Genomic DNA, 15,088 nt, shown 5'->3' with positions numbered 1-15,088 from the left:
ATTTACAGCAAATGTGAGTCGTTTTATTTCATTGTAACATTTTTAAGCGTTTTTTGATTGTGGCGATCGCCATTTCTAAGGTAATCATTGTCATCTTTCTCCTTTGACTCTTAGAGTTATTTCTAGTTTAGCACAACTCATACTTAAGGCAATATCTATTCTACTTTGATCGCATCATATTCTTGTTCAGTTAATACAAATTCTGGGTCTGTTATTTTTACTTCTTCATAAGTTAGTTCGTAAAGTTTGTAAACTAAATTATCTATTTTTTGTTCTAATTCTGATACATCTGCCTTAACATCTTTTTTCTTTTTTTTCAATATCTCATCTACTAATTTTATTACTGGTTGTTGATAATTACCAAAGTTTTTTGGAATAGGAAAAGTAGCTAACTCATTAACTTTAAATTGAGGAAATATCCCTCTTTGTAGTTTACCAAACTTATGAGCAAACCAATAAGATATTAATTTACTGTTGAAAATTCCTAAAATTAACATCGGATTTTCTTGAAGATTAATAATATTCATTGAGTTTCTATCATTTAAAATAATTTCTTGAGTAAAACAAGCATTGATAGAATAGGGTAAAGGGGAAGGTATTTGTCTGACTAAAATTCGAGGAGTCGAAAATAAAGAAAAATCTTTTCTTGGAGAAGCTAAGTTATCACCATATTTTAAATATTCGCCACTCCAGCCTAAATAATAACGACAAACATCTTTACCATCTAAATATTTAATATAATCATCATTGATTTTAGTGGTACTATGATAAACTCTATTTTCTTTGATTTCTTCTGTTTGTGGAGGGTTCCCTTTTCCTCTTTCATAAGCTTGTAAACCTGCTTTAACATCAGCAATTGTTTTTATTTGAATTGATTGTAATTCAATTTTTTCTAATAAACTAAGTGATTCAGTATTCTTAAAAGCTTCAATATTAATAATATAATCTTTTTGCTGTAAAAAATAATTAGTTTTTGTTTCAAAAATAGAATAAAAATTATCTGTATATTCAAATAATTCAATAGATTTATTTTGTTGAGATTTTTCAAACAGTATAATTGAACTATCTACATCAGCACTTTCAAAAACCTTAGCATAAAAGTTGACTATTTTTATATTAGAATTATCTAAAATAAATTTTCTTAAGTTTTTATTACTACTAATAGTTAGCCAGTTATTCGGTGTTATATAATCAAGTAAACCTTTATTTTTCAAAAGATTGTACCCTTTCTCAATAAACAAAGGATATAAATTAAGTTGATATTCTGTGACTTGATAGTGCTTTGGATAATATTCTTTATCAGCTTGAGTTATCCCTTTACTTTTGCTATCTCTAGCGAATACATAAGGAGGATTTCCAATCACAATATCAAAACCAATAGAAGAATTTTGTTGTATCTCTATTTGAGGATTGATGATTTCTATTCTTTTATTAATATCCTCAATACTTTTGTTGATACTTTGAATATTATAATTAAAACTCAAATCAAGCTCTTGAACAAGATTAGTTTCAATATTATTAATTTTACCATAAATAACCTTAATTTTCGCTTCAATTTCTAAAAGTTGTTGTTTAATAATTACAATTTGACTTTGAACAATATTAGCCTGTAAATGACATAAATGAATATTAATATTATGTTGACTTAAATGTAAATTAATAGCATCAATTTGAGCATTTAAAGCATTAATTTGTTTATTAGTAGTGGCTACTTCTGGACTATCTTTATCTCCTGCAAATAAATAGGGATTCATCACCTCTGGAAAATCCAATTTCCAATCAAAGAAATGAAGCGGTAACTCTGGTTTAGTTTTCAGTTTATTTAATTGAGTAATAGTGTTTTTCCAGCCAATAGTTTGTAAATATATTTCAGTTTGCTTAGTTAATGTTTTACCTGTGCTAGTCGGTTTAGTTTCCATACCTTTACTTTTAACCATTAACTCCAGTTGGCTTATCAGCAAATCAATTTTTAGATTGCGGATATCAGCAGCTAATTTTTTCTTATCACTATCAGGACTAAAAAACTCTTTTTGTTCTTGACTTATTTGTTTTAATATTTCTTCAGGCTTGAAAACATCAACAAAAATATTTCCTTGTTTACTATCTTTCATTTCCCAATCAATATCAATAATATCATCCCCCAACTTACTCACCAAACTATTACCCACCACAATCTTATAATCCAGATTAGGTAACGCTTTCGGTTCAGGTTCATCTACAATTAAACTCAGCCAGAAACGTAGTCTCGCAATATCCACCGCACCGCGTTCAATATCTACACCATAGATACTATTTTGGATAATATTTAGCTTCACACCCGAAGCATTAAAGTTAGTTGTATTGCCAAATTCAAAAATATGTAGTGTTTGTTTAGCCGTAAATATTTCGTGCAATAAACCCATCGGAAAAGCCCCCGAACCAATCGCCGGATCACAAATTTTCACCCTATCTAAAGCCTGATTAAATTCGGTAGAATATTTTTTTATTAATTTCTGATCCTGATCATCTAAATTCTTTTTAAGCAATTTCTCAATTAATATCCGGTCTATTTGTTTAGATTCAGATTCGACTATAATTTCTAGTTCTAATTGTCCTTGTCTTCCTTGATTTACAGGAAATAATTCCGGTTGTTCAGGATTCCCAATACTGGTATAACTAATAATATTATAACCATGACTTTCAAACCAAGTAGTTAAGTATTCAATCAAACTTTCCTGACACATATAATGCACAATCTCTTTAGGCGTATAATATGCGCCTTTATCTTTATTATCTTCCAGTAAATTCTCAAAAATATGCCCCAACATTTCAGGGTCAACCGCTACAGTATGATCGTTAGGATCATCTTCATAAATGGTAAAATTGTATTGATCAAAAAAGTTAAAAAGATTTTTAAATAAGTTAGTATCAAAAATTAAGTTACGATGATTCTTGTTTTCTTCTTCAAATAAACCACCATTCAAAAAAGGGATTCTGCAAGGTTTACCTGCTACCAATTCAATTAAATCATCCGGGCGTTTGGTGTTGAGGGTATCAAAAAATAAAACCGATAAAAAATCCTGATAAAAAAGTTCTGGATGTTGAAAATTTTGAAAGTGATTAGTTAAAAAATTAAAATCACCTTTTCCCCAACTTTCATTTTTGGGAACACCCAACCAGCCTTTTTTCTGGATGAAATATATAAATACAATCCGCCCCAATAATTTTTTATTAAAATCACGGATAGCTTTTTCATCACCATTAAAAATAGTTTGGTAAATACCAGGTTGTGAAACCATATATTTACAAAAAATATCATAATGTTTTTTATATTCATCAAAAAACGTCTTAGAAAGTTTCTCGACTGAGAAAGCTTCTTTAACATCATCTAAAGTTGCTTTACTCCCTTTTTTAATAATACGTTCAAACCGTTCAACGGCCGTTCTTATGCTTTCACTTTCGCCTAATAAATAGGTGTAGCGTTTAGGTTCAGTTTTGATTTTTATAGATTCCCCTTCTGCATCATAACCCGTTAATTCGGAAACATAACTAAAACGCCAATTTGCACTTTCTGGACGATGATAAGCAATAAAAGCAGCATCAATATTTTGCCAATATTTACGCAATAAATTTCTTAATCCTACCCGATTACGTTCTAAGATAATGCCCGGTGCCAGCGTTACTTCATACACCGCAATTTGTCGTTCAATGCCATTTTCATCTAACAGAATATAGCCTAAATTTTGAGCATTTGAAGCTACATTAATATCAATACCCGTCAGAGTTTTAGGAGTTGATAATAACTGAGCATTAGCAAAAGTTTGGCCTAGAAATTGTTTCCATTTGGTTTGATTGTAACGTTGATTGAATATATCTTTAATTTGTGGTTGTGTCATAATTTTTTCAAGGTAATAAGGTTTTATAATTTCTCGATCTGTTGGTTTTTCTAGTTGATTATAAAAATTCCCGTACTGGTTACGAGATCGTTGTCTTAACCTCCATTTAAAAAGTGCTCATAGTCATCTCTCCAAATCGGGCATAATCACAGAAATTTCTTGATTACGATGCTTACGATAAATCCTAAAATCACTATCTAATGTAAGTATCGAAGCATCTGTATAAATCTCAGTCATCCTTACCAAACAAGCATCTGCTAAAGACATGGGTACAGAATTATAACGCTGCATTAGCTTTTCGACTGTTTCAATTTCTTTACTCAAGCAAAAAGGTATTTCAATATATCCCTGCTTAACTAATTGCAAAGCTTTATCACGTCCTAAATGCACTCTTTGTAACAAGAAGCAAACTTCAGTTAAAACAGCTTCACAGGTCAAAACAGGATACTGAATATCTGTGAGTGAAGCAACAGCCCACTGATGAAATTTGTCATTAGGTATCAGGAAAGCTACTAAAACTCCCGTATCGAGAATTATACCTTTTTGCATTATTCACCGAATCCTTGCATATACTTGGGATTATAGGATAAATCTTCCAAATTGCTGTCTAAACAACCAATAAACTCTTTGGCGACTTCTGTAAATGAAACTTCTTTTTCCTCTAATTCTGTCTGTTCTTGGCTCTGCTCAATGTTGTCTAGTTTAAATTCTAAAAATTCCACAAATTTGATCACTTCGTTTCGCTGTTCAGCCGGGAGTTTTTTGATTTTGGCGATCGCCATTTCTAAGGTAATCATTGTCATCTTTCTCCTTTGACTCTTAGAGTTATTTCTAGTTTAGCACAACCCATGCTTAAGGCAACATCTATTTATTGGTTTTGTCATAATTATTCAAAAGATTCTGAAATAATTAAAACTGGTTTTTCAACTTTTCTCTTTTTTCCTTTTTGGACATCTGAGACATCAACACTATATCGTTCAGCAATTTGATCAATTTCTAAAATTGCCGTATCTATATCTAAGTTTACTTTTTTCTTTTGCAGCTTGTCAACATCCGAAGGCAAATTGGTATATTTCCCTATATCAATCAGGATGATAATTTTCTTGATATTGTCCCTTTGTTTCTCAGTTACTTTGAGATGGTTAATCATTCCTGAAAGCCATTTTTTTGCCCTTTGCGCCACACCGCCTAATGCTTCGGGGTCTGTTTGTGCCTGAACTAACTCATATTCCAGTGTTTCAAAATGTTTAATCGCGTTGTTTATATGCTCGTGATGGCTGGCAATTAATTCTACATTTTTTTCATTTTGATTAGCTTCAAATATCTTAAATGCTTCAATAGGTGTAATTTCTATGGGTTGGTTGTTGCTATCCACCCAATAAAATTCAAACTTTTTATCTGTCTTTAAAAATGCCGCCGTGCCATTTTGTAAATCAGGTTTATTAATTTTAGTTGAACTTCTTCCCGCCCTTGATTTTAAAGGCATTTTTTTAATTTTATCAAACCAAATTTTGTTTAATTTTTTGAAATTGCGGAGAAAATAAAGAAATTTTAAGCGTTCGTCTTGTTCCTCCTTATAAGTTCCGCTAAAAAGTTTAACTTCATCTAAAATTTCCTCCGTTGAAAACACTTGATTATCCTCCCCAAATGCAGTATGAAAAGCCTGAATTTTCATAAAAGCAGTTTTATTTAACTGAATTTGTGAATCGCCTTGTGCCGAAGGATAAAAAACATAATTATAAATAGCATTTGCTTTAGTACCAATACGATTCACACGCCCAATCCTTTGCATAAGTTTGGTTGAGTTCCAAGGTGTATCATAGTGAATAATGACATTAGAACGATGTAGGTTTACTCCTTCTGCCAAAACCTCAGTAGTAATAATTATACTATAATCGTTTGTCTGTTTTTCTTGCGTACAGTTAGCATCAAAGTTAGTTACTATCGTATCATACAATTGGTTTCTATTTTTACTGGAAACTACCAACACATCTTTTCTGCCTCTCTTTTGTAAAGCCTCGGCTAAATAGTCAACAGTATCTTTTGACTCCGAAAATATTACCAACTTACCTTCTAAATTAGTTTTCTTGTTAAGAAATTGTTTATTTAATTCTGCAATAAAAACATCTAATTTTGGATCATTCTCAACAGCAGCCCAACCTGTGACTAATTCCTGTAAAAGTCGAGAATCATTCTCTAAATTTTCAATAAAATCTGGCTTGAAATCCGCCTTTTTAAAAGTTTGGTTTTTCGGATTGTCCGCGCTTAATCTTTCTATTTCTTCTTCAATTTGTTCATCACTCCAACCCTTATCCAATAGCTTGTTTACATCGGTATCAGGTGCGATAAATATTTTGTCATTAGCAAACATTTTAATCATTCTGTCGGTGGCTTGTTGAAAATTGCTTAGGGATTTTTTAAAGGCATAAAAACTACTTTCTAATCTTTTAATCAACTGAGTCTTCATTATAAATGCTAAGGATTTAGAAACCGTTTCTGCGTTTTCGTAATACTTGCTTTGAATTTCTGGGTTTAATCCGGCAATGGCTTGGTAACGGCTGTATTTTAGTTGAGCTTCATCTGTTAGATAAAAAACCGTTTTATAAAACAATTCATTTAGTTTCTCATCCATTAAATATTCCACTTTTTGAGGTGGTTCTACTTTTGGAAAGTTGATTTCTTGTGCTATTAAGTCTAATTTATATTCAGCAATATTTTCCAGGTCAGTTCGTGTTCTCCGAATGGTAATAGGTTCAATTATATTCTTACGAATTTTCCCATAAATATCTCTAAGCTTATTTACATCTAATTCTTCAAAGCGTTTTAGGCTTTTGTACTGCTCCATTAAGGGACTAAAAAAAGCAGTCAAATTTGTAATAGGAAGTGTTGACTGTCTAGCATCCTGAAACATTTGTATTTGATAATAAATATCATCAGGTTTGTTATTCAAAGGTGTTGCCGATACTAAAATTACTTTTTTCTGAGTACCTGGAATCAAACCCTTATTTGCTCTTGAACTTTTACAAATTAATTGTAAGTTTTGAAAAGCACCTGTTTTGTGATTACGAAACCTGTGCGCTTCATCAGCTATCACTAAATCATAATCTTCTTTTTTCCAATAGTCTTGATGGGGTTCCAAGATTTTTTCCAGGCTTCCATTAGTGATAAACTTGGTATATTTGTCAATATTAAAATTCTTAAAAGTGTCTTTCCAGTTTTTTTCAACTGCTGGCGGATAAACAACTAATATTTTTGTATTCTCTCTACCATTTTGGATTAAAAACTTTTTGGCAACCATGGCGGCAATAACAGTTTTACCCAAACCCACAACATCAGCCAAGATAAAGCCGTTGTGTTTTATCAGCATATTAAAACCTTCATTGACGGCATCAACTTGATAAGAAAGTTTTTTAAAATTTTGAGGTAAATCACCTATTGAGTTTGGGTCATAATCAATATTTTTCCCAAAATATTCAGTCAGCAATTTTATATATAATTCAAAGGGACTGGTTTCTTCATTCAAATAAGTTTCTTTTTTGATGCCCTGAATATCAACTGGCAATATATCAACAGATTCAACCCAAAGTTTTTCAAATTCTTTGGTAGCAAATTGAACATCAGGATATTCTGTTAGTTGAACATTGAACTCATAATTATAAAAGTTTCCTCCACCCAGTCCCGCATCGGTAAGATTTGAAGAACCCGTGATTACTGTGGCGGGTGTATGTTCATTAAATTGTTCAGGACGTAAAATATAAACTTTGGCGTGGATTTTTTTTTCGGGATGTGCCTTGACTTGTATTTTCTTTTGAATTATATCGTCAATGAATTGTAAAATACCGTTTTCGGTGTCTTTGTCATAATTAGCTTGTGCAATATCTTTTTGAATTTCCTTGATAAAATCTTCTTTTGTTCTTTTGTGATTGCTAAAAAAATCAAGCCCAGATTTTTGAGCATCAGCCAGCATTTTATCAATATTGATACCTACCAATATTCTAATATTTGGAACTTGGTTTAAAAATGGTCTGATTCTGAAATAACCTGATGCTCTGAAGTAGCCTACTAAAGCGTCAAAATATTGAATATTGGGATTATAGGTAAAAACCCCTTCAAACTTTTTGATTAAGGTGTTTTCTTCGCTATTTGTGAAAAACTTTGTTGACATATAGCAATCCTATTTGAGTTGTGTTCAAAAGTCCTAGGCAAAAGGGAACACCGGAACAGCCCCCCAAACCCCCCGTGCACGGGGGGCTAGGGGGGGAGGGAACAGGGTAATACTTCTGGCTGTTTCATGTCAGTATTAAAATGTTACCACCTATTTAGGATTGCTATAGTTTTCAATCTTGCCCTAAATTCTGCTGAGATTCATGCTCAAACCAGTTAATTAACTGTTTAATTGTTAAATCTTGAATGGGAATATTTTCGGCTTGAGCTACCTGTTTTAAAGGCTTTAATGAAGAAATCACTAATTGGCTAAAAAACCGATTAAAATTCCCATCTAATTCTAATTTTTCTTTAAAACTATCATCATTTTTAACCCAGGATTGAACTTGTTCTGGTTTAATATTTTCAATTTTTATATCTTCATTTTTAGCAATTTCCTTCAAACACCGTAACGCATAAATCGCTAACCGCGTTGAAAACTTCTCCTTAGAAGATAATAACGCTGCATCCACTTGAATTGCCTCGTCCTCAGTTAAAAAATCCATAGTTTTACTTAATTATTTATATAGACCAGTCACGGTAGCACCATTAGGACAAAGATTGATGCAGAAAACCAGATGATGAAGCCTTTTCTTCCGGTGTTCCCTCCCCCCCTAGCCCTGCGTGCACGGGGGGTTTGGGGGGGGGCTGTTCCCTATTCCCTCCTATTATTAAATAGCCACAACGATGTTCACCATTAACAATCCAATGGGTTCTTTCTACTGTACAATCTTCTAAGATTTCCCCAAACATTTCTAACTCATGACCGCAAACACTGGGAAAAGATTCCGCCACATTAGAAATAGCACAATGATGTTCAGTTAATATATAACGTTCATGATTATTAGTATCCAATGGTTCCGACTCCAGCAAATACCATTCGGCCATATAGCCTTCAGTTTTCCTTAATTCCACTAATTTTTCCACCCGTTCTTTTAACGAACCCTTGCCAACTTTTTCCCGATATTCTATGGCTTTTCGTTGCCATTGTTTATGTAAAATTTGACTCACCTGTTCATGTCCGACGGTTTGCGTTAAAGTATCCAGAAAGGAAATCGCAAACTCATCATAACGGTTAGGAAAATGTTCCCGTCCTTGAGTTGTGAGTTCATAAACGTGCTGAGGGCGTCCCATCCCCACCTGCACCGAGTTGTAGGCAATTAAACCCTCCATTTCCAAATCTTTGAGATGGCGACGAATTGCTTGGGGACTGATATCAAGGGTTTCTGCTAACTCCTGGGCCGTCGCCTGTGCTTGTTTCAGGAGGAGTTGCAGAATATCGTGTTTTGTGGACTGGTGTTGAGTGGTGGCCATCTTCTTAACAAAAATTAATGAATTTGGACTTTGACAATACACTTATTGTTAATGTAGCCTAAAATAGACTTAAGTAACAAATCTGTTGCTTAAGTCTACAGCCTACCACCCGTCTGTCATCCGTTGAGAACCATCGAAAACTAAATTTAACCTTATGAGTGCTTCCGTTAAAACCCTGGTCAACCAACCGTACAAATACGGCTTTGTCACCGATATTGAGTCAGACACCATACCCCGTGGACTCAGTGAGGATGTTGTCCGCCTGATTTCAGCTAAAAAAAACGAGCCAGAATTCATGCTCAACTTCCGTTTACGAGCCTATAAGCAATGGCTAAAAATGGCGGAACCCACTTGGCCTCATGTCAACTATCCGGCCATTGACTATCAATCTATTATCTACTATTCCGCGCCCAAAGTTGAACAGAAAAAAACCAGTTTAGACGAAGTTGACCCGACTTTATTAGAAACCTTTGAAAAATTAGGCATTCCTTTAAACGAACAAAAACGCCTGTCTAATGTAGCCGTTGATGCGGTTTTTGATAGTGTTTCTATTGCCACCACCTTTAAAGAAAAATTAGCTGAAGATGGGGTAATTTTTTGTTCAATTTCTGAAGCAGTTAAAGAACATCCTGAACTGATTGAAAAATATTTAGGTAGCGTTGTTCCCGTTGCCGATAACTTCTTCGCGGCGTTGAATTCTGCCGTGTTTAGTGATGGGTCATTTGTTTATATTCCGAAAGGGGTACAATGTCCGATGGATTTGTCTACCTATTTTCGGATTAATAATGGAGATTCTGGACAGTTTGAACGCACCTTAATTGTAGCAGAAGCAGGCAGTTCTGTCACCTATTTAGAAGGTTGTACCGCCCCGATGTTTGACACGAATCAACTGCACGCGGCTGTAGTAGAATTGGTAACTTTAGATAATGCGGAAATCAAATATTCAACGGTGCAAAATTGGTACGCCGGAGATGAAGAAGGCAAGGGCGGAATTTACAACTTTGTTACTAAACGGGGATTATGTAAAGGAGTCAATTCTAAGATTTCTTGGACACAGGTAGAAACCGGGTCTGCTATTACTTGGAAATATCCCAGTTGTCTATTAGTGGGGGATAATTCCGTAGGAGAATTTTATTCTGTTGCGCTGACTAATAATAAACAACAAGCGGACACCGGAACCAAAATGATCCATATTGGTAAAAATACCCGGAGCACGATTATTTCTAAAGGAATTTCTGCCGGGAAATCCTCCAATAGTTATCGGGGTTTAGTTAAAATGGGGCCGAAAGCGGCAGGCGCGAGAAATTATTCTCAATGTGATTCTATGTTAATCGGAGATAGGGCGCAAGCTAATACTTTTCCCTATATTCAAGTGGAAAATAATAGTGCTAAAGTTGAACACGAAGCGTCCACTTCTAAAATAGGAGAAGACCAACTTTTCTATTTTTCCCAACGGGGTATTTCCGCCGAGGATGCTATATCAATGATGATTAGCGGTTTCTGTAAAGATGTGTTCAGTAAATTGCCGATGGAATTTGCCGTCGAAGCTGATAAATTATTGAGCTTGAAATTAGAAGGAACTGTTGGTTAATCATTACCTTTCCCCCTCGCTTCCCTCGTTTCTAGGTTCTACCTAGAAATGAAAACTAGAGGCTCTGCCTCTAGTCAAAAAAGGAGGCGGAGCCTCCTAAACACATTCCCTGGTAGAACCAGGGAATGAGGGAAAAAAATCATTCCCTTCCCCCTCGTTTCTAGGTTCTACCTAGAAATGAAAAGTAGAGGCTCTGCCTCTAGTCAAAAAAGGAGGCGGAGCCTCCTAAATACATTCCCTGGTAGAACCAGGGAACGAGGGAAAAAAATCATTCCCTTCCCCCTCGTTTCTAGGTTCTACCTAGAAATGAAAAGTAGAGGCTCTGCCTCTAGTCAAAAAAGGAGGCGGAGCCTCCTAAATACATTCCCTGGTAGAACCAGGGAACGAGGGAAAAAAGTCCTAAATCTAACAACATAAAACCATGATTAAAGAAAACAGCGAAATTATTCTATCCGTTAAAAATTTAACGGCTAATATTGAAGATAAGGAAATCCTTAAAGGCTTTAATTTAGAAGTAAAAGCCGGAGAGATTCATGCTATTATGGGTTTAAATGGTTCGGGAAAAAGCACTTTTTCTAAGGTTTTAAGCGGACATCCCAGCTACCAAGTCACCGGAGGAGAAATTAGTTTTTTAGGTCAAAATTTATTAGAATTAGCACCGGAAGAACGAGCTTTAGCGGGTATTTTCTTAGCGTTTCAATATCCGATTGAAATTCCGGGGGTGAGTAATTTAGACTTTTTGAGGGTTGCCTATAATGCCCATCAAAAACATAAAGGAATTGAAGAATTAGATGCCTTTGATTTTGATGAATTAGTCCGAGAAAAACTAGATATTGTGAAAATGCGGGATGAATTTTTAGAACGCAGTGTTAATGAAGGTTTTTCTGGGGGTGAGAAAAAACGCAATGAAATTTTACAAATGGCGTTATTAGAACCAAAATTAGCGATTTTAGACGAAACAGATTCCGGGTTAGATATTGATGCGTTGCGAATTGTTGCCAGTGGAGTTAATCAATTAGCCAATGAAAATAACGCTCTATTATTGATTACCCATTATCAACGGTTATTAGATTATATTGTACCGGATTTTGTTCATGTTGTATCGGATGGACGAATTATTAAAACAGGCACAAAAGAACTGGCTTTAGAATTGGAAGAACAGGGTTATGATGATGTTGTTTCTGCGTCCATGGTGGGGGTTTAATGAATAATATTACCATCACAGAAACACAGGAAGTGTCCTATTTAAACCATCTGTTAGAACAAATTCAAGGAGGACTTTCTGAGCCTTCGCTTCCCTCTCAAATTTCCGGTCAATTGCAAGAGATTCGAGATCATGCTTTAACTTGGATTAAGGAATTAGAAATTCCAACAAAACGGGATGAAGAATGGCGGTTTACCGATTTATCTCCTTTATTAGCCAATCGTTTTAAAATGGCTAATTTTGTTCAGTTAGAAAATCAAGCGATCGCTTCTTTAATTCTACCCGAATCTGAACATAAACGGATAGTATTTGTTAATGGAATTTATGCCCCCCATCTCTCTGATATTACAGAAATTCCCGATGGTATTTTTATTGGGAATTTAGCAGAACTTCCCGAACAATTTAGAGATCGTCTTCCTGACTATCTCAGTCAACAACAGGGAAATCAAGACGTTTTTGCTACACTTAATTCCACCGGGTTAAAGGATGCCGCTGTCCTTTGGGTTGACAAAAATAAAATTCTTGAAGACCCGATTCATTTATTATTTATTGGCCTACCGGATAATACTCCGGTGGTCAATCAACCCCGTGCGCTAATTGTAGCAGAAACTGGCAGTTCAATAACCTTTATTGAACATTATGCCACGGCGGACATTTTTGGATGTTCTGATCAGGTAAAAGTTCAACCCTATTTTACCAATGCGGTAACAGAAATCTACCTAGAAGAAAACGCTCAAGTCAATCATACCAGGCTACAACGGGGATCTGGATCTGCATTTCACATTGGTAAAAACGCGGTTTTTCAAGCTCGAAATAGTCGCTATACTTGCCATGCAATTAGTTTAGGAGCTAAACTATCTCGCCATAATTTAGAGGTTTATCAACGGGGAGAAGGGACGGAAACAACCCTGAATGGATTAACCTTAATTGGGAGTCAACAGTTAGCTGATACCCACAGTTCCATGATGCTGAATCATCAACATGGTACATTTAATCAAGTACATAAATGTATTATTGACGACAAGGCGCATGGCATTTTTAATGGTAAAGTATTTGTACCACAAACAGCACAGTTTACCAATGCTAATCAATTGAGTCGGAATTTATTGCTATCTTCAAAAGGAAGAATAGACACTAAACCCCAGTTAGAAATTGTGGCGGATAATGTTAAATGTTCTCACGGTGCTACCGTCAGTCAATTAGAAGCAGATGAAGTCTTCTATTTGCGGAGTCGGGGGTTAAGTGAACAGATGAGTCGTCACCTCTTAATTGATGCTTTTGCAGCAGAAATTTTAGGCAAATTACCATCAGAAACCTTAACCCAAGTTTTATCCCGTTGCGTTTCCTGTCGCACTGACTTCAGTTAACCGTTGTTGGGCTTTAGCCCACTCTTGATTAGTGCTAAAGCCCAACAACATAAAGAGTGGGCTTAAAGCCCAACAACATAAAGAGTGGGCTAAAGCCCAACAACATAAAGAGTGGGCTAAAGCCCAACAACATAAAGAGTGGGCTAAAGCCCAACAACATAAAGAGTGGGCTAAAGCCCAACAACATAAAGAGTGGGCTAAAGCCCAACAACAAAAGGCCGTATAAATTTTATTAAAGGATATTGAAAATGATGTTAACTCAAGAAAAAACCTTCGCTGAAATTGTTCGTCAAGATTTCCCAATTTTACATCAGGAAGTCAACGGTCATCCCTTAGTTTATTTAGATAATGCGGCAACTTCTCAAAAACCCTTAGCGGTATTAAATGCCCTGCAAGACTATTATCGAAATTATAATTCTAATGTGCATCGAGGGGTTCATGCGTTAAGTGCAAAAGCAACGGATACCTATGAAGCGGCTCGGGTGAAAGTTGCCCAATTTATTAAGGCTAAATCCTATAAAGAAATTGTTTATACCCGCAATGCCAGTGAAGCTATTAATATTGTAGCCTATTCTTGGGGATTAAATACCTTAAAAACCGGAGATGAAATTATTCTCAGTGTTATGGAACATCATAGTAATTTAGTTCCTTGGCAAATGGTCGCAAAAAAAACCGGAGCGGTGATTAAATTTGTCGAGTTAACAGAAACTCAAGAATTTGATTTAGAACAATTTAAAACCTTAATTTCAGACAAAACTAAATTAGTTTCGGTTGTGCATATTTCTAATACATTAGGTTGTATTAATCCCATTGAAGAAATTACTCAAATTGCTCATAAATACGGCGCAAAAGTATTAATTGATGCCTGCCAAAGTGCGCCCCACACCGCCCTAGATGTGCAGAAAATTGATTGTGATTGGTTAGTGGCATCGGGTCATAAAATGTGCGCTCCTACGGGTATCGGATTTTTATATGGCAAATTAGAGGTATTAGAAGCCATGCCACCGTTTTTTGGGGGAGGAGAAATGATTGATGAAGTGTTTTTAGATCATTTCACGGTGGGAGCATTACCCCATAAATTTGAAGCGGGAACTCCGGCGATTGGAGAAGCAATTGCTTTGGGTGCGGCTATTGATTATTTAACATTAATTGGTATGGATAAAATAGAAGATTATGAGCATGAATTAACCGCCTATTTATTTGAAAGATTGCGAGAAATTCCCGAATTAAAACTTTATGGCCCCCAACCCAATGCTAAGGGAGAAGGGAGAGCCGCCTTAGCTTCTTTTAGCGTGGATGGGATTCATGCCAATGATTTATCAACTATGTTAGATGATGCCGGGGTTGCTATTCGTTCAGGACATCATTGTACCCAACCCTTACATCGTTATTTAGGCTTAAATTCTAGCGCCAGAGCGAGTTTATATTTCTACAATACTAAACAAGAAATTGATGTTTTTATTGTAGCATTAAAGGATGCGATCGCATTTTTTAAAGAAATAATGGGTTAATACATAATTTAAGAGGGAATGGG

General features: G+C 35.2%; 10 protein-coding genes and 1 pseudogene. 5 read left to right on the top strand and 6 right to left on the bottom strand.

Going from position 1 to position 15,088, the window contains the following annotated elements; translation table 11 throughout:
* Positions 1-155: 155 nt before the first annotated feature.
* The 6 genes and pseudogenes from NMG86_RS02480 to sufR all read right to left on the bottom strand — a co-directional run.
* The gene (locus tag NMG86_RS02480; protein WP_052338611.1) at positions 156-3,875 is read right to left on the bottom strand and encodes an Eco57I restriction-modification methylase domain-containing protein; all 3,720 of its coding nucleotides are present in this window, start codon (positions 3,873-3,875) and stop codon (positions 156-158) included.
* Between the two features lie 123 nt (positions 3,876-3,998).
* Positions 3,999-4,424 carry a type II toxin-antitoxin system VapC family toxin gene (locus tag NMG86_RS02475; protein ID WP_026788525.1) on the bottom strand — a complete coding sequence of 142 codons (426 nt, stop codon included), beginning with the start codon at positions 4,422-4,424 and terminating at the stop codon, positions 3,999-4,001.
* Positions 4,424-4,678 carry a hypothetical protein gene (locus NMG86_RS02470; RefSeq protein ID WP_237157184.1) on the bottom strand — a complete coding sequence of 85 codons (255 nt, stop codon included), beginning with the start codon at positions 4,676-4,678 and terminating at the stop codon, positions 4,424-4,426. The genes NMG86_RS02475 and NMG86_RS02470 overlap by 1 nt, the downstream gene beginning before the upstream one ends.
* An 83-nt stretch (positions 4,679-4,761) precedes the next feature.
* A complete protein-coding gene (locus NMG86_RS02465; protein ID WP_026788523.1) occupies positions 4,762-8,040 on the bottom strand; it encodes a helicase-related protein in 3,279 nt (1,092 codons plus the stop codon).
* Positions 8,041-8,212: 172 nt separating this feature from the next.
* Positions 8,213-8,584, bottom strand: a complete 372-nt coding sequence (locus NMG86_RS02460) for an NDH complex assembly factor CRR9 (RefSeq protein ID WP_026796933.1) — start codon at positions 8,582-8,584, stop codon at positions 8,213-8,215.
* 160 nt (positions 8,585-8,744) lie between these two features.
* Positions 8,745-9,392: pseudogene (sufR, locus tag NMG86_RS02455) on the bottom strand (iron-sulfur cluster biosynthesis transcriptional regulator SufR); the annotation flags it as partial.
* 154 nt (positions 9,393-9,546) lie between these two features.
* Here sufR and sufB point away from each other — a divergent pair.
* The 5 genes from sufB (at position 9,547) to NMG86_RS02430 (ending at position 15,065) form a co-directional block, all read left to right on the top strand.
* The gene (gene sufB / locus NMG86_RS02450; RefSeq protein ID WP_026788521.1) at positions 9,547-10,983 is read left to right on the top strand and encodes a Fe-S cluster assembly protein SufB; all 1,437 of its coding nucleotides are present in this window, start codon (positions 9,547-9,549) and stop codon (positions 10,981-10,983) included.
* A gap of 421 nt (positions 10,984-11,404) precedes the next feature.
* Positions 11,405-12,187 carry a Fe-S cluster assembly ATPase SufC gene (gene sufC / locus NMG86_RS02445; protein ID WP_026796932.1) on the top strand — a complete coding sequence of 261 codons (783 nt, stop codon included), beginning with the start codon at positions 11,405-11,407 and terminating at the stop codon, positions 12,185-12,187.
* The gene (gene sufD / locus NMG86_RS02440) at positions 12,187-13,554 is read left to right on the top strand and encodes a Fe-S cluster assembly protein SufD (protein WP_026788519.1); all 1,368 of its coding nucleotides are present in this window, start codon (positions 12,187-12,189) and stop codon (positions 13,552-13,554) included. The genes sufC and sufD overlap by 1 nt, the downstream gene beginning before the upstream one ends.
* 31 nt (positions 13,555-13,585) lie before the next feature.
* Complete coding sequence (locus tag NMG86_RS02435; RefSeq protein ID WP_026796931.1) at positions 13,586-13,780, top strand: hypothetical protein; 195 nt, start codon at positions 13,586-13,588, stop codon at positions 13,778-13,780.
* Between the two features lie 22 nt (positions 13,781-13,802).
* A complete protein-coding gene (locus NMG86_RS02430; RefSeq protein WP_026788517.1) occupies positions 13,803-15,065 on the top strand; it encodes a SufS family cysteine desulfurase in 1,263 nt (420 codons plus the stop codon).
* Positions 15,066-15,088 lie beyond the last annotated feature (23 nt).

Source organism: Planktothrix rubescens CCAP 1459/22 (assembly GCA_904830895.1).
GTDB classification, from domain to species: Bacteria; Cyanobacteriota; Cyanobacteriia; order Cyanobacteriales; family Microcoleaceae; genus Planktothrix; species Planktothrix agardhii.
Note: the sequence above shows the minus strand (reverse complement) of the source record. Positions and strands in the feature narration are given on the sequence as shown.